This is a genomic window from Mesorhizobium sp. (assembly GCF_041661565.1).
GTDB lineage: Bacteria > Pseudomonadota > Alphaproteobacteria > Rhizobiales > Rhizobiaceae > Mesorhizobium.
Map to the genome: position 1 here is coordinate 1 of NZ_JBAZUD010000087.1, position 22092 is coordinate 22092.

A 22092-nucleotide genomic window follows, 5' to 3' on the forward strand; every position below is an offset into this window, starting at 1 on the left:
TCGGTGTCCGCCCTGAAGACTCCGGTGATGGCTTCCAGGATATCGGCGGGCGTGACGATGCCTTCGAAATGGCCATATTCATCATGCACCAGTGCCATCGGCACGTCGGATTCCTTCAGCTTCTGCAACACGTCCAGGGCGTCGGCCTGGTCGTAGACGATGGGTGCTGCGCGCACATGCCTGCGCGGATCGAGGGGGCGGCCGGCGAGCAGCGCGGCCAGCACGTCGCGGGTCTGGACGACGCCAACCATGACATCGACACCGCCGTCGCCGGCCGGCAGGCGCGAATGCTGGGTCTCCATCAACAGCTTGCGGATAGCGCTCTCGTCGGATTGCAGGTTGATCCAGTCGACCTCGGTGCGCGGCGTCATCACCGCGCGCACGGCGCGGTCGCCAAGCCGCATGACGCCGGCGATCATGCGCCGTTCGTCCGATTCGATGGTGCCGTGATGCTCGGCCTCGGCGACCAGCATCTTGATCTCCTCGTCGGTGACCTTCTCGTCGCTTTCGCCGCGCTGGCCGAGCATCCACAATATGGCGCGGCCGGAGAAGTCGAGCAGGAAGACGAGGGGCGCCGAGACGGTGGCAAGGATGGTCATCGCCGGGGCAGCGCGCGCGGCCACACGCTCGGGATCGCGCAACGCGATCTGCTTGGGCACCAGTTCGCCGACGATCAGCGAGAAATAGGTGATGATGGCGACGACGATGCCGACGCCGAGCGGATCGGCGAGCGTCTCGCGCAGGCCGGCCGAAGCCAGGTATCGCGCCAGCCGTTCACCCAGCGTAGCACCTGAGAAAGCACCGGAAAGGACGCCGACGAGCGTGATGCCGATCTGCACCGAGGACAGGAACTTGCCGGGATTCGAACCGAGATCGAGGGCGCGGCCGGCGCCGTTGATGCCGCGGTCGATCATCGCCTTCAGCCGGGCCGGACGCGACGAGACGATGGCGAGCTCGGACATCGACAAAAGGCCGTTCACGCAGATGAGGACGACCACGATGGCAATTTCGAGATACAGCATGAGGGCTCAATAGCATTGCGGCGTGGTTTTCGAAAATAGTGCACCATGATTTTTAGAAAATGAAAGACGCTGCTCCCAAGCGGCGTCGCATGGCGCCACCGAAGAGCATCGCGATTTCAATCCGGCTTTTGAACCACCCTGCCGCGTCTCACGGCGTCCGCTTCAATATCCCGACCACGGCCTTGCCGTCGGTGAAATAAGGGTCGCCGCCGCCATTGCGGCCGCTCCGGGTGGCGCCGATACCGGCAATGTCGCTGGTCGAGGCCAGCAGTCCGGCGGCGTTAAGATCGCCGATCAGGAAGTCACGCTCGGCGTCGATGTCGGGCCCGATATGGTGGGTGATGGCGCCGGTGTCGTGGCTCAGCCCGACGCCGCGATCGAAGCTGGCCGAGCCCAGCCATAGCGGCCCGCCGTCGTCGCCGGTCGCATCGGTGCGCCAGAAGCGGACATGATGACGGCGGTCGGCGCTGCCGCCGACGGGCTTTTCGAAGGCGAGATCCTGGGCGCGACCTTCAAAGAGCAATTTGCTGACCGGCGCGTCGGGATAGGGGTGGTCGAACAGGACGCTTTCGCCGATCTCGATCGCGGTCTTCAAGGTCACCGCGTCGGCGGTGTCCCACTTGGCGATGGCAAAGGCGTGGATGACTTCCTTCTCTGTTCCGACAAGGCCGACATTGATCGGGTCGCCGGGAATGCCTTGCGGCGTGTGCGTCACCATCTCGAAGCTCTGGTTGCGGAAGCCGCGATCCCGGAATGTCCAGAATTCAGGCGCGGCGACATAAGCGAGCGCCAGCCATGCGCCAAGGACTGCGGCCCCCCAGATCGTTGCTCGCCGCCGAAAGCTTCGTTGGCTCATGATCCCCTCGAACCTTTGCAATATCTGTCACCCCACGGCCCTCGAAATCAATGGCGAGCGGCGTTTCGCCGGTCTATCATCGGCCATCGTTTTTTGCGCGGGGGCGGCAATGGAGCGGAAGGCGGCAGGTGGCAGGCCAATGGCGTTGACCGCCGAGCTTGTGTCGCGGGTGGAGCGCGTCGAGCCCGATCCGGGGCCGGAACCCGGGACGAGCGAGCACACGGATGCGCAATTCGATGAACTGGTCGATCAGCTGCTTTCTGAGTACCGGCCCGAGACGCTCTGGGTCTTTGCCTATGGATCGCTGATCTGGAACCCCGAATTCGCCCATGTCGAACAGCGTCTGGCGACGGCGCCGGGATGGCATCGCTCCTTCTGCCTGAAACTGACGCGTTGGCGCGGAACGCCCGATCTGCCTGCGTTGATGCTGGCGCTCGACCGGGGCGGCAGCTGCAACGGCATTGCTTACCGGCTGCCGGACGAAGATCATTTTGGGCAGCTCGGCCAGTTGATGCGCCGGGAAATCGATGCGAACCCACCAACCAACGTGCCTTGCTGGATCAATATCAGGACAAGGGAAGGGCCGCTGCGTGCCCTGGCGTTCGTCGCGGCTCCGGGCGGCAGGGCTTATGCCGGACGGCTGCCGCTGGAGCAGGTGGCGGACACGCTGGCCCGGGCCGCGGGACATTGGGGCTCGTCGGCGCAATATCTGTTCCGCACCGTCAGCATGCTTGAGGAAAGTAGCATCCGCGACAGGAATCTCTGGCGCATCCAGGATCTGGTGGCGCGGCAGATCATTGCATCAAGCCCGGGCGGCGATCCGGCCTGATCGCCTACCGACAGGCGCGGTAGCCGCTCTTGCGATTCTTGATGTCGAAATGGAAATGGTTGCGGTGGTCGTAATTGTAGCCGGGCCCGAGCACGGTAGTGAAATACTGGCAGCCATCGGCGCGCACATTGTTGAGGAAGCCGCGGGTGCGGAAGGCGAACAAGCCGGGCTTGCGCACGTCGATGTCATCGCCATTGTTGAGCTCGATGCTCATGACGTCCAGCGCATTGCCCTTGCCGTGCTCGGACAGGACACCCTCGCCGGCGATGTTGCGGCAGGAATAGCTGGAGCCCTGGTGGATGGTCCTGACGCCGGAAAAATAGCGCCAGCGGGCGGAGGGAACGAGTTCGTTCTTCGTCCAGCCGGCGAAGGTGGCGGCCATATCGCAGGTCAATGTGGCGGCCGGTTTCATCTGGATGCTGCCGATGGACGTGACCTTGACCGGATAGTCGATGCCGCACTGGCCTTCATGGATCGGCGCCATGTCGGTATAGGCCACGTCGAGCCGCTTCAACTGCTGCCGGCAATCGGTTTCGCTGGCCGGCATCTGTTCGACCGGCGACATCGGCTCATCCATGCGCGGATAGGCGGCCTGCGTCATGTAAGGATTGGACGGGACAAGCCTCTGCATGCCCGCATATTGAGGCACGGCCGAGGTTTGCGTGCCGACGTCGACGGCCGGCTGCAGCGTCAGCACGCTGCCGGTGTTGCAGGCCGAAACCATCGCGAGCCCAAGGCCGGCCGCCACCATCGGCACAGCTTTCGACTGGCGCGCGGCGGCGGAAAAGACGGCCAGTAATTTGCCCGACATTGTGGAATCCTATCCAGATGTCCGGCATTTTAACGATCAACGGTAAAGGAAAGCTCAGCGCTTGCATTCACGCCTGCGGCCGAATTGCGGCGCGCTGGCGTGCGGTTCATTGGCAGAAGGTGCCGCCATTGCGGCGCGGCTCCAGATCGAGATGGAAATGCAGGGAATGATCGGCGTCCGCGCCCGGTCCAAGAACGGTCTTGAACGGGCCGCAGGCGGCCTTGCGCACTGCGTCGAGGAATTTCGCGTCCTTCTCCGGCGGCGACGGGCCGACCTCGATCTTCTTGCCGTCCGACAGGGTGAAGCTGGCGATGTCGAGCGCGTTGCCAAAGGCGTGCTCCGACAGTTTCCGCGTGCCATGGCGAGGTCGGCAGACATAGGCCGATGCCTGGCTGATCGATTTCAGATCGGCGCCGAATTCGGCTTTCGCCGCCGGCTGAATGACATCGGCGGCAAACCGCGCCGCAGCCTCGGCCATCTGGCAATTCAACTCCGTGCCGGAGCCGATCTCGATCGACTTGCCCAGCGTCTTCAGCACGACGGGGTAGGGAATCGAACAGCCGATTTCAGGATTGCTCTCCGCCGCGTGTTCCTCGAACTGGACGCCGAGCCCAATGAGCCGCGCGCGGCAGGCGACTTCTTCAGCAGGCATTTTCTTGTCAGGCAGATCGGCCGAGCGCGGGTCGGGAAGCATTTTCTTGTCGGCTTCGCCCGCTGGCTTTGGCGGCGGTTGCGGCGCGACGGAAGGCGGCTGGGCCTCGGGTTCGGCGGTGCCGGCGCCATTGGGTTCGGCGGTTTCAGGGCCTTGGCGTTCGGCGATGTCAGGCCTTGGCGTCGGGACAGGCACGGCCTCTGACGGTCCCGGTTCGCTCTCCGTATCGGCTGATGGCTTCGGGACTGATGCCGCCGGCTGCGACTGCTCTTGCGGATCGATCTTTTGTTGCGGTTCGGGTTTTTCTTCCTCGGTCCTCTCCGGCGCGACGGTTGGAGTTGGGATAACCTTTGTTGGCTCTTTCGCCGCCGAACCGTCTGCCTTCGGTGCGTCTGCCGGACGTTGCTCAGGCACTGGAACCGTGGCGAGAAAAGGCGGCGCAACGGCGGCAGACGATGGCGCCGGCGGACCCTGAAATTTCGATTGTACCGGTTTCGGCTTATGTCGTTGACCGGAGCGCGAGCGCTGGCGCTGCTTGCTCCTCGGCTTCAACGGCTGGTCGGCCCTCTGCGTCAGCGGCTGCGCCACCACGGGCCTGTGATGCCCATGACGATGCTTGGCGCTCGCAGGCATCACCAGCACAGCGGTGACGGCGATGGCGATGGCAATCCTGCATATTCCCGAAAAGACAAGCGACCCCATGCCCGACAACGGCGCGCGCGCCCGGAGGTTGCCTCGAGCCCATCACGAACGGTAAACGCGGCGTTACGCGCCGATCTGCTCCAGCCCTTCCTCCAACAAGTCGGCGAGAAGAGGCATTCCGAGCAGGTACTTTGCCGTGCGCCTGTTGCCGCGCTCGCGCGCCGCGGATAGGGCGTCGCTCCATTCGGAAGCGTCGTAGTCGCCGCGACCCACCCAGGCCAGCGCCACCAGTTCGGCAGCCTCGTCGACGTTGAGGTCGTTGATCAGTTCGCGCAGTTCTTCCTCGGCCAGGTTTTCGGAGCTTTCCTCGGCAAGGCCGTCATGGTGATGGTTGACATGCGATTCGGCGTCGAGCTCGACCTCGTGCTCGGCGCCGTCGGCATAATCTTCATTGATCGCGGCGCTCAAACCCTTGGCCTTAAGGATGAACAGGCGCACGGTGTCGGGACCGATCGAGAGTTCCCAATCCTTTTCAAGCCGCCGCTGCACAAGCCTTCTCCGTCAGGTCAATCCGGGGATGATAGCGGATTTGCAGCGTCCGTCACCTGATGTTCTCCCCGGTGCTTTTTTCCGGGATGAAACGAAGGCCGGGTGGCGTTAATGTTGCATTCCCACCCCTCAAGGAGGCTTCGATGCATAAAAGAGTGCTCATCCAGGCAGCCGCCGCGCTACTTGCGCTGCAGTTCCTCGCCGTGCCGGTGTTTGCCGCCGGCGGCGACAGTTCAGGCGGCGGTGGCACCGACCAGACCGTCACCAAGTGCAAGAAGGGCGAAGTCTGGGACAAGAAGAAGAAAAAGTGCGTCGCGCCGCAGGAAGGCATGCTGGACGATGACAGCATCTATGACGCCGGTCACGCGCTGGCGCTGGCCGGGCGCTACGACGAGGCGATCGCCGTGCTCAGCCTTGCCGCCAACAAGCAGGACCCGCGCATCCTCAACTATCTCGGCTATTCGCACCGCCATTCCGGCCGCATCACCGTCGGGCTCGGCTATTACGAGGAAGCGCTGCGCATCGACCCCAACTACACGCTGGTGCGTGAGTATCTCGGCGAGGCGCATCTGCAGATCGGCGATCTGGCCGGCGCCCAGCAGCAATTGTCGGAAATCGAGAAGCGGACCGGCAAGGGATCGCGCGAATACGGCATGCTGGCGGAGCAGATCGACCATTTCATGCGGAGCTGAACGGCCTCCCAGGGCTCCACGATCCGGCCGCGAGCGATCGCGGCCGTTTTTTTGCGTGCGCCATCGATCGGCCCGCCAATAAATGCGGGAACGATTTTCGCGAAACCAACTTTTGGACGTGAAAAACCCGGAAAGATTGCTATATCTTGGGAAATTGTGGTGAAACGGTTCCGTTAGGCCGAGGCTGGCGGACCGTTTTCTTTTTTACCCCGTCGAGAAGGCTTTCCCCGAAAATGCGGGGGTGGCAGCAGGAAAGGTCAGGCATTATGAACAAGGTCCCGATGACAGGCGAAGGGTTCGCGTCATTGAAGGAAGAACTGCGCTGGCGCCAGCAGGAAGAGCGGCCGCGCATCATCGAGGCGATCTCCGAGGCGCGCTCGCATGGCGACCTGTCCGAAAATGCCGAATATCATGCCGCCAAGGAGGCGCAGAGCCTGAACGAGGGCCGAGTCAACGAGCTCGAAGACTATATCGCCCGCGCCGAGGTGATCGACGTCAGCAAGCTCAGCGGCGACAAGGTCAAGTTCGGCGCCACGGTGGTGCTGGTCGACGAGGACACCGAAGAGAAGAAGACCTACCGCATCGTCGGCGACCAGGAAGCCGACGTGAAATCAGGCCGCATCTCCATCTCCTCGCCCATCGCGCGCGCGCTCATCGGCAAGGAAGTCGGCGACGCGATCGAGGTCAATGCGCCTGGCGGTGCCCGGGGGTATGAGATCGTCCAGGTGCAGTTCATTTAGGACCTTTGATAATTCTACTCTGGCGGCCGACTAGCGCGGTTTTCTGCGCTTCCGGTGCTCGCGTACCTTAAGTACGCTCCGCTCCGGTTCTCGAAGAACCACGCTATTCGACTCGCCAGAGCGAATTCTGAAAGGTCCTAGGCCGGCGCTTGTGATTTGAGCGCCATTAGCCTCTCTACCTCAGCCACCACCTGCGCCGGCGTAACACGCCCGCCTGCCGCGGCCAGCAGCGTCGATGCATAGGGCCCGCGCGGGCCGGTCAGGCCGGGCTCGGTCGCCAGGAACACCGCGACTGTTGGCAGGCCGAAGGCGCTGGCAAGATGGGTGAGGCCGGTATCGGCGCCGATGACCAGAGTCGAGCGGCCAATGATGGCGGCGATTTCGGAAAGGGACGATTTCGGCAACACGACCGTTGCGGGAACAGCCCTGGCGATCGCCTCGGCCACGGCCTTCTCACGCTCGTTCGACCATGTGGTCACGGGCGTTACGCCCCGCTCAACCAGGAGGCGGGCGGTCCCGATCCAGTCTTCCACGGGCCATTTCTTGTCGTCACGGCTGGTGCCGTGCAGCAGGAACGCCGTTCTGCCGGCAATGCCGGCCAGATCGCCGGGCGGCGGGACGATGCCGGAGTCCAGCCTCGACAGATCGGGCTGGTAGCCGAGCGCAAGGCCGAACAGCCTTCGCGTCCGCTCGATGGCGTGCAGGTTGCGGGGCACGGCGTGCGTCGCGGTGTAGAACATCGCAGCCGAAGGTTCGCGCGCGCTCCGGCGATCGAAGCCAGCGATCGGCGCCGCGGCCTGTTTCGCCACCAGCGCCGATTTCAACAGGCCTTGCGCGTCGATGACGAGGTCGTAGCGGGATTCGCGCAAGGCGCGGCGCAACGCGGCCGCCTCGCACCAGGTGCCGGACTGGAACAGGGCCTTGCGCCAGCGCCGGATCGCCACCGTGTGGATCAGGCCGATCGCCGGATGCAGCGCGACGATGCTGGCGAAGGCCTCCTCCACGCACCAGTCGAAGGTCACGTCCGGCCGCTGGCGGCGGGCATCCTCGACCGCCGGAAAGGTGTGGATGACATCGCCCATCGACGATGTCTTGACGATCAGGACCTTCATGCAGGGGCCGGGATGCCCAGCAGCCGGTCCGCCGCCGCAGCGACCTGTCCAACTTCCAGTGTCCTCAGGCAGTTGAGATGGCCGAGCGGGCAGATTTTCTGGTGGCAGGGCGAGCAGGACAGGCCGAGCCAGACCAGTTCACGCCGGTCGGCCAGCGGGGGCGTGTTTGCCGGCGAGGTCGAACCATAGACGGCGACGATCGGCGTGCCGACGGCGGCGGCGACATGCATCAGCCCGCTGTCGTTGGAAACCGCCAGCCTGGCGGCCGCGATCAGGTCGATGGCGTCCTCCAGTCGCGTCTGGCCGGCGAGATCGACTACCCCGGGCGCGAGCGCGGCGATCTCCGCCGTCACATCGCGGTCGTTCTTCGAACCGAAGAGGGCGACCTTCAGGCCTTTCCTCATGAAATCACGGGCAAGGCCGGCATAGTGTTCGCTGGGCCAGCGCTTGGCCGGGCCGAATTCGGCGCCAGGCATCAGGGCGGCGAATTTCCGTGGCGCAAGCCCGAAACGGCCAAGCAAAGCGGCTTGGTTCCCGGCGTCCACGGCCAGGTGGGGGGCATGGAAGGCGCCGCCTTGGGCAAGACCGAAATAGGCCCGCGCGGTGCGCCGCTTCACGGCGTCCGGCAGCGGCACGATGTCGGTCAGCAGGCCATAGCGCATTTCACGCAGATTGCCGAAACGGCGCGGAATGCGGGCAAAGAAGGGAATCAGCGCCGACTTCCAGCTGCCAGGCAGGATATAGGCCATGTCATAGCGACCGCGCAGAAGACGGCCGAAGCGGCGGCGATGGCTGAATTCCAGCGCGCCGGATTTCAGCGGAAAGTCGATCTGCTGGCGAATCTCGGGCATGCGCTTGACCAGCGGTGCGGCCCAGGAGGGCGCCAGCACGTCGATCGCGGCGTCGGGATGAAGCTCCTTCAGCGCCGAGAACAGGCACTGCGCCATCACCATGTCGCCCACCCAGCGTGGGCCGATCACGAGGATCGTTGGGCTTTCAGCCATTCAACATAGTCTCTGACACCGGTTTCGACTGTCCGGAACTGGCCATTGTAGCCGGCCGCGCGCAAACGGGACATATCAGCTTGCGTAAAGCTCTGGTAGCTGCCCTTCAGGTGGTCGGGGAAGGGGATGAACTCGATCTCGCCCTTGCCCAGCGTATCGATCACGGTTTCGGCGATGGCGCGGAACGGCTGGGCGCGGCCGGTGCCGCAGTTGAAGATGCCGCTCGAGCCGCGCTTCCACAGCCACAGATTGACGTCGGCGACATCGGCGACATGGATGAAGTCGCGGCTCTGTTCGCCCGGTCCAAAGCCCTCATGGGCGCCGAACAGTTTCGGGTTCTCGCCACGTTCGACCTGGTTGAACAGATGGAAAGCGACCGAGGCCATGGCGCCCTTGTGGGCCTCGCGCGGGCCATAGACGTTGAAATAGCGCAAGCCCGCGACCTGCGAATGGTCGGTGTCGAACACGGTGCGCCTGACATAATCGTCGAACAGCTTCTTCGAATAGGCATATACGTTGAGCGGCCGCTCGAGCGCCGGCTCTTCGCGGAACTCGGATCCGCCGCCATAGACGGAGGCCGAGGAAGCATAGAGGAAGGGCACGCGCAGCGCCTGGCAGGCATGCAGCAGCCGCTTGGAGAAGGCGTAATTCACCTCCATCATGAACTTGCCGTTCCACTCGGTGGTCGTCGAGCAGGCGCCCTGGTGGAAGACAGCCTCGATGCGGCCAAGTTCACCGGCTTCGAGACGGGCCAGGAAATCGTCCTTGTCGAGATAGTCCGATATGCTGAGATCGGCGAGGTTGGCGATCTTGTGGCCGTCCGTCAGGTCGTCGACGACGAGGATGTCGTCATGGCCTTCGGCATTGAGCGCGGCGACGATGTTGGAGCCGATCATGCCGGCGCCGCCCGTGACGATGATCATGAAGGCCTCTGGTTGCTAGCGATTCCGGTCCTTATAGGGGAGGCCAGCCGGGCTGTCGACAAAGCAGGGCGATCACGGTGAGCATCGAGACCTAGGAAGCGCGCTTCGGCACGATAGCCGCCGTGCTTACGCGACCAAGAACGCTCCGTTCGAGCATGTCGAGATGCTCGAGGGCTCTCATAAGACAGATCGTGATTAGGCTGCTGCCGGTGGGGCAGTCGCTACCGGCCAATTGCTGACAACGACGTCAGGTCAGCGCCGCCCCTCATCCGCCTGCCGGCACCTTCTCCCCGTATAGTGACGGGGAGAAGGGGCTGGGCGCAACCTCGCCGCCTTTCTTGCAACAGTGACAATTGGCGAAACCATCGATTACAGCGCCCCTCTCCCCGTCACTATACGGGGAGAGGATGCCGGCAGGCAGGTGAGGGGCAGCGCCAACGCCTTAAAAGGTTAGTGGGACGCATTCGAAGCTACCAATATCTGTGCTATCGCCAACATGGCGCAAGGTGCAGCCTGTCAGAGACTTAGTTACCAAGGGGCTAGAAAAATGCCGTCGACCGAATTGCTGATCGCCTTCTTCGCCACCACGGCGATCTTTGCCTATATTCCGGGCCCCGCCATGCTCTACGCCGCGGCGCAGACGATGGCGCGCGGGCGCTGGTCGGGGCTGACGGCGGCACTCGGCATTCACCTTGGCGGCTATGTGCATGTCTTTGCCGCAGCCGCCGGCCTGTCGGTGCTGTTCCATGCCGTGCCGCCGCTTTACCTGGCGGTCAAGCTGGGCGGTGCGCTCTACCTGATCTGGCTCGGCGTAGCTCTGTTGCGCAAGCGCGTTGAGGGCGCCGTGGCGTTGTCCGTCCTTGAGCGGAAATCGGCGCGCCGGGCCTTTTTCGAGAGCATCACCGTCGAGGTGCTCAATCCCAAGACGGCGATCTTCTTCATGGCGTTCCTGCCGCAGTTCATCGATGCCTCGGCGGCGTTTCCGGTGTGGCTTCAATTCGTCGTGCTGGGTACGATCGTCAATTTGATGTTCTCGTCGGCCGACATCGTCTGTGTCTTCCTTGCCGGAATGGTGGTCGGCCGGCTTCGGCGTTCGAGCGGGGCGCAGCGGCTGATGCAGCGGGCGGGCGGGGCTGTCCTGGTCGGGCTGGGCTTGCACGTGGCCCTGCAGAAAAGCTGACGTCGCACCGCCGTTGCGCCGGCTCGAATTGCGGTATATCGGCTTCGCCCATGAAACAACGCTGGCCGACCCCATATACTCCAGACAAGATTTACCAGCGCGTTGCCTCTTGCCAGTGACATGATCAAGCACAATCCACCGTCAGCAGAACCTTTGCATCGCGCCATCGCGCGGTTTGGCGACGTCACCGTGCTGGTGGTCGGCGACCTCATCCTCGACCGCTTCGTCAACGGCGTCATCGAGAGAATTTCGCCGGAAGCGCCGATCCCGGTGCTGCATGGTCGCGGCGAGACCTCGGCGATGGGCGGCGCCGGCAATGTCGTCGCCAACATCGTCTCGCTCGGCGCGCGCGCCATTCCGGTGTCGGTGATCGGGGCCGATACGGCCGGCGACAATCTGGTGCGGATGCTTGGCGAGCTTGGCGCCGATACGGCGGGCCTGGCGCAGGAGCGCGGCCGCATGACGTCGTCGAAGAGCCGCTTCAGCGCGCTCAACCAGCAGGTGCTGCGCTTCGACGAGGAAGAGATCAAGCCACTTTCCGCCCATGAGCGGGCGATGCTGCTCGATCATTTTCAGGCCGAACTGCCGCGCGCCGATATCGTCATCCTGTCCGATTATGGCAAGGGCATCCTGCTCGATGGTGTCGCCGGCGAGTTGATCGCCATCTGCCGCGATGCGGGAAAGCCGGTGCTGGTCGATCCGAAGGGCCACGACTACGCACGCTACGCTGGCGCGACCGCGGTCACGCCCAACCGCAAGGAGCTTGGCGAGGCGGTTGGTCGCAAGGTGTTCGCCGACGACGAGATCGAGGAAGCGGCCCGCGATCTGATTGCGACCCATGATTTCGATTTCGTCGTCGCCACGCGCAGCGAGAAAGGCATGAGCGTCGTCACCGCCGAGGACGCCCGCCACATCGCTACCCAGGCACGGGAAGTGTTCGACGTTTCCGGCGCCGGCGACACGGTGATCGCCACCTTCGCGCTTTCGCTCGCGGCGGGTGCCGATCGCGTGCAGGCAGCGGTCATCGCCAACGCCGCCGGCGGTGTCGTCGTCGGCAAACGCGGCACCGCGCGCTTGACCGTCGAGGAACTCAGCGGCGCGCTGTTCCGCTCGCATGGTCCGACCGCCCACAAGGATGCCATTCTCGACGCGACATCGGCGGCGCGCATGGTGGCGGCGTGGAAGGCGGAGGGCCTGAGCGTCGGCTTCACCAATGGCTGCTTCGACATCTTGCATGCCGGCCATGTCAGCCTGCTGCACGCGGCGCGCAGCCAGTGCGACCGGCTGGTGCTCGGCCTCAACAGCGATGCCTCGGTGCGGCGGCTGAAAGGGCCGGGGCGCCCGGTCAACGACCAGCATGACCGCGCCTGTGTGCTGGCAGCGCTTGCCTCGGTCGACGCGGTCGTGGTGTTCGAGGAGGACACGCCGCTGGCGCTGATCGAGGCCTTGATGCCAGATATCCTGGTCAAGGGCGCCGACTACACGGTCGCAACGGTCGTCGGGGCCGATGTCGTGCAGAAGGGGGGCGGGCGCGTCGTGCTGGTCGATCTCGTCGCCGGCAAGAGCACCACGGGCACCATCGGCAAACTGCGCGCGGGCGGCACCACCAACTGAGGGTTACATGTCTGAACTCAACGACTACCTGGTCCGCTCGGCTTCTGCGATCACCGCCATGGTCGAGCGCGACCTGACCAGCGAGATGGAACGGGCGGTGACCGCCGTGGTGACAGCGCTTTCGTCGGGCAAGGCCCTGCTGATCGCCGGCAATGGCGGCTCGGCCAGCGATGCCATCCACATCGCCGGCGAACTGGTCGGCCGCTTCCTCAAGGAGCGCAAAGCCTACAATGTCATTGCGCTGCCGGCCAATGCCGCGGTGCTGACCGCCTGGGGCAATGACTACGGGTTCGACACGGTGTTTTCGCGCCAGGTCGAGGCGCATGGCTCGGCGGGCGGCGTGTTGCTCGCGATCTCGACCAGCGGCAATTCGCCGAGCATCCTCGCCGCCGCCGAACAGGCAAGGATGATGGACATGACGGTGATCAGCCTGACCGGCGATACCGGCGGCAAGCTCAAGCCGCTGTCGGACATCCTGCTCAACGTGCCCTCGACCTCGACGCCGATCATCCAGCAGGGGCACCTGTGCCTTTACCATCACCTGTGCGAGGTGGTCGAAACGCGCCTGCACAATGGCTGACGGGACGCCGTGGTGACCCCGCATCCGCTCCAGGAGCCTGGACTGTGGGTCCAGAGGATCGGCGGGAGGGTCTTTCCCCAGGGCATGCCGGCATTGTTCCTGGACCGCGACGGCACCATCAATATCGATACCGGCTATCCCGACGATCCGGCCGGGATCGCGCTGCGCGCGCATATCTCGCCCGTCATCGCCGCCGCCAACCACGCCGGCATTCCGGTCGTGATCGTCACCAACCAGTCCGGCATCGCGCGCGGCTATTTCGGCTGGGACGAGTTCTCAGCGGTCAATGGCCGGGTCCTGGACCTGCTGGGCCGCGAGGGCGCGTCCGTCGACATGGTGCTGGCCTGCGCCTACCACGAGAATGGCATCGGGCCGCTGGCGATCGCCGACCACCCGATGCGCAAACCCAATCCGGGCATGCTTTTGGAGGCGGCCAGACGCCTGGATATCGACGCGCCTCGCTCATTGATCGTCGGCGACAAGCCGGCCGACATGGAGGCGGGGCGGCGCGCCGGATTGGCGCAAGGCTGGCTCGTGGATGGCGAGCCGTCCCGTCAAGGCGATTTCGCCATCTCGTCGCTGCGGGATCGAAGCGATTTCGACAGCCTGCTCGGGGCCATAGCGGCCCTTGGGGCGGCGCCAGGCCAAGCCTGAATCACACGGGGTCCCTGTCTTCCAAAACCTCGTAGAATTTGGCCTCCGTGGCATAGGAATAGATCATCACCGACATCGAGTAGAAGAAGCCATGCCGGCCGCACAGGAAATAGCGCTTGGCCACGTAGAATTTCAGGAAATTGCCGAGCGGCGACAGCACCAGCCGGATCAGGCCGGGCTTCTTGCCTCTCTCGACCATCATGGCAACCTTGAGGCTGGAATAGATGTTTGCCCTGGCAAGGTCTCCCTCTATCGAAATCTCGCGACGGTGCAGCAAGACGCCGCTTTCCATGGTGCGGGTTTCGCCGGGGACTGCGAATGATTCATGAACCCGCGCCGTCAGGTCCATGGTGGCGACGTCCCGGCGGAAAAGCCGCATGAGCCTGTTGTTCAGGACCCAGGGGTGCGCGTACCCGTAGCCTTTCAGCCAGTCGCGCCGGCGAATGTACCATCCGTCGACGCCGCTGTCGGGCGTGCGCGTGGCGGCCACGATGGCCTGTCGCAGGAGGTCGTCGACCCGCTCGTCGGGATCGATCGAAAGACACCATGGCTGCGTGGCATGGTCGAGCGAGAATTGGCGTTGGCGCGGGAACCCCGACCAGTCATTGTGCAACAGTCTTATCGGATAGCCCCTGGCGATGTAGCCGTTCACGCATTCGAGCGTGCCGTCCGTGGAGCCTGAATCGACGACGATGATCTCGGCGCAGAAGTCGATGCTTTCCAGGCACGGGCCGATCATGTCGGCTTCGTTCATGCAGATGATAAGCGCCGACACCGGGCTTGCAAATCGAGTCATGGTCCCCTTCCCATGGCGGGCCGCCCGCGGAATTCAATTTGGCTAATCTATCTGTTCCGGCAGAGCCGTACAGCCTTGTACACCAACGCGGCGCCGGTGTGGCGAATTCCCGGGATCTCCGACGAATACGCGTTCGCCGGTCTTAGGGGCGTTTGCTGATCTCAAGGGCGTTCAAACGAGACCAGGCCTTCATCCTTGACGCGGCGGATGGTGAGCGCCGTGCGCACCGTGTCGACGTTCGGCGTCGAGGTCAGTTCCTCGATCACAAAGGTCTGGAAGGCGCCGAGGTCGCTTGCCACGCAATGCAGAAGGAAATCGGATTCGCCCGACACCATCCAGGCGTCGCGAACGATCGGCCAGCCGCGCGTGCGCTCGGCAAAGGTGCGCAGTTCCGCGTCGGACTGGTGATGCAGGCCGATCAGGCAGAAGGCGACGACATCGAGCCCGAGCGCAGGTGCGTTGAGCAGGGCACGATAGCCCCGGATGATGCCTGCCTCCTCCAGCCGCTTGACGCGGCGCAGACATGGCGGCGCCGAAATGCCGACACGGCTCGACAATTCGACATTGGTCATGCGCCCGTCGCCCTGGAGTTCTCGCAGGATCTTCCAGTCGATGGCGTCGAGGTCGGCTTTCAAGGGCATTTCTGTCTCGCCTCGGCGCAACAATCTTTCGCGATTTTGTAATTAAACGACTTTTGGAGCCATGCCAGCCCCGCCGTTTGCTATTTTAAGGGGGTAACGCAGATGGCCATAGCGCGAATATGGCGAAGGGCTGAAGCTTTCCGGGGACGACGGGCCGTTTGTCTTGCTGGCATGCTTGGCAGCACTTACATTATCCGCGATATCCGACATTGTTCTCACGACCCGACCACCGAGGTTTTGGATGACCACCAAACACGCTCCCGTCCTCATCATCGGCTCCGGCCCAGCCGGCTATACGGCGGCGGTCTACGCGGCCCGCGCCATGCTGAAGCCGATGCTGGTTGCCGGCCTGCAGCAGGGCGGCCAGCTCATGATCACCACGGATGTCGAGAACTATCCGGGATTTGCCGATCCGATCCAGGGTCCGTGGCTGATGGAGCAGATGCTGAAGCAGGCCGAGCATGTCGGCACCGACATCATCAATGACATCATCACCGAGGTCGACCTTAATGTGCGGCCGTTCCGTGCCAAGGGCGATTCCGGCACCACCTATACGGCGGATGCCCTGATCATCGCCACCGGAGCGCAAGCCAAGTGGCTGGGTATTCCGACCGAGCAGGAGTTCATGGGCTTCGGCGTCTCCGCCTGTGCCACCTGCGACGGCTTTTTCTATCGCGGCAAGGATGTCGCGGTGGTTGGCGGCGGCAATTCGGCGGTGGAAGAGGCGCTCTATCTCTCCAACCTCGCCAGGAGCGTTACGGTCATCCACCGGCGGAGCGACTTCCGCGCAGAGCGCATCCTGCGGGAACGCCTGTTGAAGAAGGAAAATGTCCGTGTCATCTGGGACACGATCGTCGACGAGATCACCGGCCGCCCCGGCAAGGCGCCGTTGCCGCCTTCGGTGGAAGGATTGAAACTGCGCAACGCCGTGACCGGTGCCGAGACACACCTCAAGGTCGATGGCGTGTTCGTGGCCATCGGCCACGCGCCGGCGGTCGAGCTGTTCGCAGGCAAACTGAAGCAGAAGCCGAACGGATACCTGTGGACGGCGCCGGATTCGACCCGCACGGATGTGCCCGGCGTGTTCGCGGCGGGCGACGTGACCGACGATGTCTACCGTCAGGCGGTCACGGCGGCGGGGCTAGGCTGCATGGCCGCGCTCGAGGCGGAAAAGTATATTGCCGGCATTGAGGCGCACCGGGAAGCGGCTGAGTAGAGAGTTCAGAAAGCGGCTTAGAGACGCCGCTTAAAAGCCTGATTGTTCATTCAGACGCCAAACAGAACGAGGGGAATTATGGCGTTGGACTGGGACAAGCTACGTGTGTTTCACGCTGCTGCGGAAGCGGGGTCGTTTACCCATGCGGCCGAGACCCTGCATCTGTCGCAGTCCGCGATCTCACGGCAGGTCAGCGCGCTAGAGCACGATGTCGGCGTGCCGCTGTTCAACCGCCACGCCCGGGGCCTGGTGCTGACCGAACAGGGCGAGATGCTGTTCCGCACCGCTCATGACGTGCTGATGAAGCTGGAGACGATCAAGTCGCGGCTGACCGAAACCAAGGACCGGCCATCCGGCGTACTCAGGGTGACGACGACCGTGGGCCTGGGCTCCGGCTGGCTGACCGAGCGGGTGCAGGAATTCATCGAACTTTATCCCGAGATCAGCCTGCAGCTGATCCTCGCCAATGAGGAACTCGACCTCACCATGCGCCAGGCCGACTGCGCCATCCGGCTGCGGCAGCCGCAGCAGCCCGACTTGATCCAGCGTCGCCTGTTCACCGTGCATTTCCATCTCTACGCGGCCCCTTCCTATGTCGCCAAGCATGGCAAGCCGACGTCGGTCGCGGACCTGAAGAACCACCGCATCGTCACCTTCGGCGTGCCGGTGCCGTCGCATCTGTCGGAGCTGAACTGGCTGGAAACGATCGGCGATTTCGAAGGCGGACAGAGAGTGCCCACGCTGCAGATCAACGACATCTTGTCGATCAAGCGCGCCGTGCAGGGTGGCGCCGGCATCGCCATGCTTCCCGATTACGTGATCAACAAGGATTCAGGTCTGGTGCAGCTGCTGCCGGAGACCGAGGTGCCGTCCTTCGATACCTATTTCGCCTATCCCGACGCGATGAAGAACCAGGCGAAGCTACACGTGTTCCGGGACTTCATCATTTCGAAGGCGCGAAGCTGGTCTTACTGATCTTTGGCTCCGCCAACGTCATCGTCGCCTGCACGCCAGCCGTGCGCGGCGAAGCCCACCCAGAGCAATCCGCCACGCGAGACCGCGCCGCCGGTGATCCTGAAAGTCCGGATTTCGTCGGTTTGGCCTGACTGCCTGAGAAATGAACGCCTGCTGCCTGATTCCACGTCATCTCCTTTCACGCCGATTTTCGCAAGAAAACGGCAATGATTGGCATTGGAAGGCTCATTTCGGCGCTGGCGAGCGGTCCATTTTGACGATTCTGCTGGTCCTATTTGCTTTCCGAATAGGTTGGACCACAGCCTGCACGTTTTTGCATGCGTGTGTTGCAAAATAGATGCTTGTTTCTTGGGCATGATGAGCAGATATATAGATCATCTCCTGGGCGCGTTCTCCTCCCATTAGCGCCCTAGAGTGTTCCCCTCTGGAGGTTAGCCCTAACAGGCACTTCCATCAAACTCAGCCGGATCTTCGTTGATCCGGCTTTTTTGTTGCCCGCACCCTGTCGAGACGGCTGCGAATGCCTCCCAGAATTGCCACGTAACAGTGACATGTAACATCGGGTAACATGTCATGTCCTTTCGAGGTCTGTTAAGCCCACCATAGGACGCGGTGTGGTTTGGACGGGAGATGGGGGCATCACTCGGACGACCCAGGCTCAGGTGGCTACCGCGTCCCAACCTTTTTCCCGCCGGGAACTGGCGGAATTGTGCGGCGGACCTGCCGTTTTGCCTCCCACGAAAACGGTCCGCAATGGAGCGACGTCCGGTTATGCCGGACGTCGTTTTCATGTCGGCGAGGACCCGGCCTGCACGGATCAGGCAGCCTTGCCGTTGGCGTTCATTGCCTCGTCGGCGAGACGGCCGGTGATTTCAGCCATGTGGTCGAAGACGGCGCTGTAGCTGGCGACGCCTGCCGTTGCCGAACGCAATTCGATGATCAGATCGCTGATCTCCGCTTGCGGCATCGTCGCTTCCACGACATCCCATCCCGGCCAGTCCGGCCGCGCGTCATAGCCGAGGATCTGGCCGCGACGCTGCGGGATGAGCGCGATGATCTTCGACGTCGCGTCGGATGGCGTGACGATCTGCACCTTCATCACCGGTTCCAGAAGCACCGGCGAGCAGGCCGCCATCCCTTCCTTCATCGCCAGCCTGGCCGCCATCTGGAAGGCCATGTCGGACGAATCGACCGCGTGATAGGAGCCGTCCGACAGGTTGACGGCAATGTCGACGACCGGAAAGCCGAGCGGACCGGATTTCAGATACTCGCGAACGCCAGTCTCGACCGACTGGATGTAGGTCTTCGGCACGACGCCGCCGGTGATGGTGTCGGTGAACTGAAAGCCGGAGCCGCGCGGCAGCGGCTTGATCTCGATCACCACATCGCCGAACTGGCCGTGGCCGCCGGACTGCTTCTTGTGGCGCCCGCGCTGCTGCGCAGGCTTGCGGATCGTCTCGCGGTAGGGCACCGCCGGTGCGTGGCCTTCGACCGGGATCTGGTTCTTGCCCTCCAGCCGCTCGCGCACGACACGCAGATGCATCTCGCCATGGCCCGACAGCACGGTCTCGGCGGAATCCTGGTTGTGGCGCAGGCTGAGCGAGGGGTCTTCCTCGGCCAACCGCTGGATGGCGGCCGACATCTTCACCTCGTCCTTGCGCTCCTTGGGGCGCAGCGCGAAGCCGAAGACCGGCTGCGGCGGCTCGACATTGAACAGCTGTAAGGTGCCGCCCTTGGCCGAGGTCAGCGTCTGGCCGGTCTTGGCGCCGTCCAGCTTGCCCAGCGCCACGGTGTCGCCGGCCTTGGCGCTGGTCAGCTTGAACTGGTCCTTGCCGAGCATGCGATAAATGCCGGAGACCTTGGCGGTGTCACCGTTAGGCAACCAGAGCTCGGAACCGTCGGCGACCTGCCCGGAAAGGATGCGCGACACCGACAGCTTGCCGCCATGCGGCGTGTGAATGGTCTTCATCACCTGCACTACCGCGGCGCTGCCCTCAGGGACGCCGAGCCGCTTGCGCGTCGCCTCGATGTCTGGCGCGTCGTGGCGGATTGCCTTCAGGAGGCGAAGCACGCCATTGCCCTTTTCGGCGGTGCCGATCAGGACCGGCGTCACCGCGCCATCGCGCAGGTCGGCGGCGAGGTCATCGAAGATCGCATCCTTGGGCGGTTCGATTTCTTCGAGCAGCTGTTCCATCAGCTGGTCGTCATGGTCGGCCAGGGTCTCCAGCATGGAGAAGCGCGCTTCGAGCTCGCGCGCCTTGTCGTCGCCCGGTATCTGCGCGATTTCGCTCTCGGCATATTCGCGATAGATGTAGGCGCGCTCCAGCGCCAGATCGATCGAGCCGATGACGACGCCGTCCTTGCGCAGCGGAATCTGGCGCAGCAAGAGAGGCACGGAGCTTGCCGGCTGCAGTATCTTCAGCGTGTCGCGCACGCCTGCTATCGCCTTGTCGACCTTGTTGAGGAAAAGGATGCGCGGCACGCCGAGATCGTCGAGCTTGCGCATGATCAGCTGCAGCGCCGGGATCTTCTTTTCGTCGGCTTCGGCCACGACCACCGCCAGGTCGCAGGCGGCCAGCACCGGCTCGGCCTCGAAGGAGAATTCGATCGAGCCGGGACAATCGACGAAGGTGATCTGCTCGCCCATGAATTCGGTGGTGGCGATGGTCGCCTCGACGCTCATGGCGTGGGCGCGCGCTTCCGGCGAATGGTCCGAAACCGTGCTGCCCGATGAAACGGGATTTTGTCGGGGAATGGCGCCCGTGCGGGCCAATAAGGCTTCGAGAAGTGTCGTCTTACCGCTGGCAAAGGGACCGATTATGGCAATGCATTTCGGTCCCGTGCGTCGTCCTCCGGCGCGAGTACCCATGACTGACCTCCACTCAGGCGTTTCCCGTAGGACCGACTGGCATGCATGGTTCAGGCGTGGTCAATCGGTCCTTTAGCGGCGGCCGGCCTGTGCGACCGTCGCGGGCGGGGTTCTTTTCAACTGCCACCTGCCCAAGGCCATCGTCCCACTTGTTTGCCGGGAGGGCAAGCAAATAGAACTTGTGCCAGGACGACCAGCCCTGGCACGAAAGACGTATACGGCCATGTCCCCGGTTTCAGGCCAGCGAAGCCGTGAAGCGCTGGATGCGGGAGCAGGCTTCCTCCAGCAGCGTCTCCGACGTGGCATAGGAGATGCGGAAGTTCGGGCCAAGGCCGAAAGCCGATCCGAACACCACCGCGACACCTTCGGCCTCGAGCAGTTCGGAGGAGAACGCCTCGTCGTTGTCGATCACCTTGCCGGCCTTCGTCTTCTTGCCGATCAGCTGGGCGCAGGATGGATAGACGTAGAAAGCGCCTTCCGGCGACGGGCAGGTGATGCCACGTGCCTGGTTGAGCATCGAGACGACAAGGTCGCGCCTGCCTTGAAAGATCGCCTTGTTCCTGGCGATGAAGTCCTGCGGCCCGTTCAGTGCCTCGACGGAGGCCCATTGCGCGATCGTGCAGGCGCCCGATGTCTGCTGGCCCTGGATCATGTCCATCGCCTTGATCAGCTGGACGGGACCCGCCGCGTAGCCGATGCGCCAGCCGGTCATCGCGTAGGCTTTGGACACGCCGTTCATGGTCAGCGTGCGGTCATATAGCTTCGGCTCGACCTCGGCGATGGTCTTGAAGACGAAATCGCCATAGGTCAGGTGCTCGTACATGTCGTCGGTGAGCGTCCAGACATGCGGATGCTTCAACAGCACATCGGCCAGCGCGCGCAGCTCAGCCTCCGTGTAGGCGGCGCCCGACGGGTTCGACGGCGAGTTCATCAGCAGCCACTTGGTCCTGGGCGTGATCGCCTTCTCCAGCGCTTCGGCCGTCAATTTGAAACCATTCTCGAGCGAGGTGTCGGCAAAGACAGACGTGCCGCCGCAGATCGCCACCATTTCGGGATAGCTGACCCAATAGGGGCGGGGAATGATGACCTCGTCGCCGGGGTTCAGCGTCGCCATGAAGGCATTGAACAGGATCTGCTTGCCGCCGGTGCCGACAATGGTCTGCTCGGGCTTGTAGTCGAGATTGTTCTCGCGCTTGAACTTCTTCGCGATCGCCTCGCGCAGCGGCACGATGCCCGAAACCGGCGGATATTTGGTCTCGCCACGGCGGATCGCTTCGATCGCGGCGTTCTTGATGTTGTCGGGCGTGTCGAAGTCGGGCTCGCCGGCGCCTAGGCCAATCACGTCACGGCCGGCATTTTTCAGCTCGCGCGCTTTCTGCGTCACCGCGATGGTGGCGGAAGGCTTCACGCGGGAAAGGGTGTCGGCAAGAAAGGCCATGACCTTGAACATCTCCAACAGAGGATCGGCACGGCCAGGATCGGCCGCGGCGCTTCTCATGTCGCATGATTTCGCCCAGTGCAAGCATTGTTGGCTGATCCAGTGTCAAGGAGCCGTGATTGGGCCCGCTCGACAACAATAAATTCATTAACGGCCGGTATAGGCTTGCGTGACAATATCGAAATCGAATGCGCCAGTTCGAGGAGCGAGGAACAGTGCCGCGCAGCATCGGGCTTGCCCACATCATTCGTCACGACGACGGCACCTCGACCGGTGTCTGGGGCCTCTATACGCTGC

21 protein-coding genes are annotated in these 22092 nt (G+C 63.5%); 9 read left to right on the plus strand and 12 right to left on the minus strand.

Annotation, left to right across the window (positions count from 1 at the left end; all coding sequences use genetic code 11):
- Window positions 1-1022: hemolysin family protein (locus tag WC739_RS16085; protein ID WP_372954016.1), on the minus strand; the 1022-nt coding region annotated here is incomplete at its 3' end.
- 148 nt (window positions 1023-1170) lie between these two features.
- Entirely contained in the window at window positions 1171-1878 is a 708-nt protein-coding gene (locus WC739_RS16090; RefSeq protein ID WP_372954017.1) for an LssY C-terminal domain-containing protein, read from the minus strand.
- 139 nt (window positions 1879-2017) lie between these two features.
- Here WC739_RS16090 and WC739_RS16095 point away from each other — a divergent pair, with 139 nt between their 5' ends.
- Complete coding sequence (locus tag WC739_RS16095; RefSeq protein WP_372954018.1) at window positions 2018-2707, plus strand: gamma-glutamylcyclotransferase; 690 nt, start codon at window positions 2018-2020, stop codon at window positions 2705-2707.
- Between the two features lie 4 nt (window positions 2708-2711).
- Here WC739_RS16095 and WC739_RS16100 read toward each other — a convergent pair whose 3' ends face one another.
- The 3 genes from WC739_RS16100 to WC739_RS16110 all read right to left on the minus strand — a co-directional run bounded on the left by WC739_RS16100 (window position 2712) and on the right by WC739_RS16110 (window position 5361).
- A complete protein-coding gene (locus WC739_RS16100) occupies window positions 2712-3518 on the minus strand; it encodes an extensin family protein (protein ID WP_372954019.1) in 807 nt (268 codons plus the stop codon).
- A gap of 106 nt (window positions 3519-3624) precedes the next feature.
- Complete coding sequence (locus WC739_RS16105; protein WP_372954020.1) at window positions 3625-4365, minus strand: extensin family protein; 741 nt, start codon at window positions 4363-4365, stop codon at window positions 3625-3627.
- Between the two features lie 570 nt (window positions 4366-4935).
- Window positions 4936-5361 carry a DUF3775 domain-containing protein gene (locus WC739_RS16110; protein ID WP_372954021.1) on the minus strand — a complete coding sequence of 142 codons (426 nt, stop codon included), beginning with the start codon at window positions 5359-5361 and terminating at the stop codon, window positions 4936-4938.
- Between the two features lie 143 nt (window positions 5362-5504).
- Here WC739_RS16110 and WC739_RS16115 point away from each other — a divergent pair, with 143 nt between their 5' ends.
- A complete protein-coding gene (locus WC739_RS16115) occupies window positions 5505-6053 on the plus strand; it encodes a tetratricopeptide repeat protein (RefSeq protein WP_372954022.1) in 549 nt (182 codons plus the stop codon).
- A gap of 266 nt (window positions 6054-6319) precedes the next feature.
- On the plus strand, window positions 6320-6793 hold the full coding sequence (greA, locus tag WC739_RS16120; RefSeq protein WP_095090920.1) for a transcription elongation factor GreA: 474 nt from the start codon (window positions 6320-6322) through the stop codon (window positions 6791-6793).
- 137 nt (window positions 6794-6930) lie between these two features.
- On the opposite strand, the gene waaC is transcribed toward greA, so the two are convergent.
- From waaC to rfaD, 3 genes are read right to left on the minus strand one after another with little or no spacing between them, the layout of a single operon-like run.
- Window positions 6931-7905, minus strand: coding sequence for a lipopolysaccharide heptosyltransferase I (waaC, locus tag WC739_RS16125; RefSeq protein WP_372954023.1), 975 nt, complete (start codon window positions 7903-7905; stop codon window positions 6931-6933).
- Entirely contained in the window at window positions 7902-8909 is a 1008-nt protein-coding gene (waaF, locus tag WC739_RS16130; protein ID WP_372954024.1) for a lipopolysaccharide heptosyltransferase II, read from the minus strand. Before waaF ends, waaC begins: the two co-directional genes overlap by 4 nt.
- On the minus strand, window positions 8882-9832 hold the full coding sequence (rfaD, locus tag WC739_RS16135; protein ID WP_372954025.1) for an ADP-glyceromanno-heptose 6-epimerase: 951 nt from the start codon (window positions 9830-9832) through the stop codon (window positions 8882-8884). The genes waaF and rfaD overlap by 28 nt, the downstream gene beginning before the upstream one ends.
- Before the next feature lie 547 nt (window positions 9833-10379).
- Here rfaD and WC739_RS16140 point away from each other — a divergent pair.
- The 4 genes from WC739_RS16140 (at window position 10380) to WC739_RS16155 (ending at window position 13860) form a co-directional block, all read left to right on the plus strand.
- The gene (locus WC739_RS16140) at window positions 10380-11012 is read left to right on the plus strand and encodes a LysE family translocator (protein ID WP_372954026.1); all 633 of its coding nucleotides are present in this window, start codon (window positions 10380-10382) and stop codon (window positions 11010-11012) included.
- A gap of 120 nt (window positions 11013-11132) precedes the next feature.
- Window positions 11133-12626 (plus strand): D-glycero-beta-D-manno-heptose-7-phosphate kinase, encoded by a 1494-nt coding sequence (rfaE1, locus tag WC739_RS16145; protein WP_372954027.1) that lies wholly within the window; start codon window positions 11133-11135, stop codon window positions 12624-12626.
- A gap of 7 nt (window positions 12627-12633) precedes the next feature.
- Window positions 12634-13206, plus strand: a complete 573-nt coding sequence (locus WC739_RS16150) for an SIS domain-containing protein (RefSeq protein WP_372954028.1) — start codon at window positions 12634-12636, stop codon at window positions 13204-13206.
- A 12-nt stretch (window positions 13207-13218) separates the two neighbouring features.
- A complete protein-coding gene (locus tag WC739_RS16155) occupies window positions 13219-13860 on the plus strand; it encodes a D-glycero-alpha-D-manno-heptose-1,7-bisphosphate 7-phosphatase (RefSeq protein WP_372954029.1) in 642 nt (213 codons plus the stop codon).
- Window position 13861: 1 nt separating this feature from the next.
- Here WC739_RS16155 and WC739_RS16160 read toward each other — a convergent pair whose 3' ends face one another.
- Window positions 13862-14656 carry a glycosyltransferase family 2 protein gene (locus WC739_RS16160; protein WP_372954030.1) on the minus strand — a complete coding sequence of 265 codons (795 nt, stop codon included), beginning with the start codon at window positions 14654-14656 and terminating at the stop codon, window positions 13862-13864.
- Window positions 14657-14817: 161 nt separating this feature from the next.
- Window positions 14818-15297, minus strand: a complete 480-nt coding sequence (locus tag WC739_RS16165) for an Lrp/AsnC family transcriptional regulator (protein ID WP_372954031.1) — start codon at window positions 15295-15297, stop codon at window positions 14818-14820.
- Between the two features lie 241 nt (window positions 15298-15538).
- On the opposite strand from WC739_RS16165, the gene trxB reads away from it, so the two are divergent.
- Both trxB and WC739_RS16175 read left to right on the plus strand, forming a co-directional pair.
- Window positions 15539-16513, plus strand: a complete 975-nt coding sequence (gene trxB, locus WC739_RS16170; protein ID WP_372954032.1) for a thioredoxin-disulfide reductase — start codon at window positions 15539-15541, stop codon at window positions 16511-16513.
- Window positions 16514-16591: 78 nt separating this feature from the next.
- Window positions 16592-17488, plus strand: coding sequence for a LysR family transcriptional regulator (locus WC739_RS16175; RefSeq protein ID WP_372954033.1), 897 nt, complete (start codon window positions 16592-16594; stop codon window positions 17486-17488).
- An 817-nt stretch (window positions 17489-18305) separates the two neighbouring features.
- On the opposite strand, the gene WC739_RS16180 is transcribed toward WC739_RS16175, so the two are convergent.
- The gene (locus tag WC739_RS16180; RefSeq protein WP_372954034.1) at window positions 18306-20357 is read right to left on the minus strand and encodes an elongation factor G; all 2052 of its coding nucleotides are present in this window, start codon (window positions 20355-20357) and stop codon (window positions 18306-18308) included.
- 235 nt (window positions 20358-20592) lie between these two features.
- A complete protein-coding gene (locus WC739_RS16185) occupies window positions 20593-21795 on the minus strand; it encodes a pyridoxal phosphate-dependent aminotransferase (protein ID WP_372954035.1) in 1203 nt (400 codons plus the stop codon).
- Between the last annotated feature and the right edge of the window lie 297 nt (window positions 21796-22092).

Bases quoted from the DNA above. Each gene is read 5' to 3' on its own strand.
- WC739_RS16090 (WP_372954017.1), bottom strand. From the start codon at position 1,878: ATGAGCCAACGAAGCTTTCGGCGGCGAGCAACGATCTGGGGGGCCGCA.
- WC739_RS16095 (WP_372954018.1), top strand. From the start codon at position 2,018: ATGGCGTTGACCGCCGAGCTTGTGTCGCGGGTGGAGCGCGTCGAGCCC.
- WC739_RS16100 (WP_372954019.1), bottom strand. From the start codon at position 3,518: ATGTCGGGCAAATTACTGGCCGTCTTTTCCGCCGCCGCGCGCCAGTCG.
- WC739_RS16115 (WP_372954022.1), top strand. From the start codon at position 5,505: ATGCATAAAAGAGTGCTCATCCAGGCAGCCGCCGCGCTACTTGCGCTG.
- greA (WP_095090920.1), top strand. From the start codon at position 6,320: ATGAACAAGGTCCCGATGACAGGCGAAGGGTTCGCGTCATTGAAGGAA.
- waaC (WP_372954023.1), bottom strand. From the start codon at position 7,905: ATGAAGGTCCTGATCGTCAAGACATCGTCGATGGGCGATGTCATCCAC.
- waaF (WP_372954024.1), bottom strand. From the start codon at position 8,909: ATGGCTGAAAGCCCAACGATCCTCGTGATCGGCCCACGCTGGGTGGGC.
- rfaD (WP_372954025.1), bottom strand. From the start codon at position 9,832: ATGATCATCGTCACGGGCGGCGCCGGCATGATCGGCTCCAACATCGTC.
- WC739_RS16140 (WP_372954026.1), top strand. From the start codon at position 10,380: ATGCCGTCGACCGAATTGCTGATCGCCTTCTTCGCCACCACGGCGATC.
- rfaE1 (WP_372954027.1), top strand. From the start codon at position 11,133: ATGATCAAGCACAATCCACCGTCAGCAGAACCTTTGCATCGCGCCATC.
- WC739_RS16150 (WP_372954028.1), top strand. From the start codon at position 12,634: ATGTCTGAACTCAACGACTACCTGGTCCGCTCGGCTTCTGCGATCACC.
- WC739_RS16160 (WP_372954030.1), bottom strand. From the start codon at position 14,656: ATGACTCGATTTGCAAGCCCGGTGTCGGCGCTTATCATCTGCATGAAC.
- WC739_RS16165 (WP_372954031.1), bottom strand. From the start codon at position 15,297: ATGCCCTTGAAAGCCGACCTCGACGCCATCGACTGGAAGATCCTGCGA.
- trxB (WP_372954032.1), top strand. From the start codon at position 15,539: ATGACCACCAAACACGCTCCCGTCCTCATCATCGGCTCCGGCCCAGCC.
- WC739_RS16175 (WP_372954033.1), top strand. From the start codon at position 16,592: ATGGCGTTGGACTGGGACAAGCTACGTGTGTTTCACGCTGCTGCGGAA.
- WC739_RS16180 (WP_372954034.1), bottom strand. From the start codon at position 20,357: ATGGGTACTCGCGCCGGAGGACGACGCACGGGACCGAAATGCATTGCC.
- WC739_RS16185 (WP_372954035.1), bottom strand. From the start codon at position 21,795: ATGGCCTTTCTTGCCGACACCCTTTCCCGCGTGAAGCCTTCCGCCACC.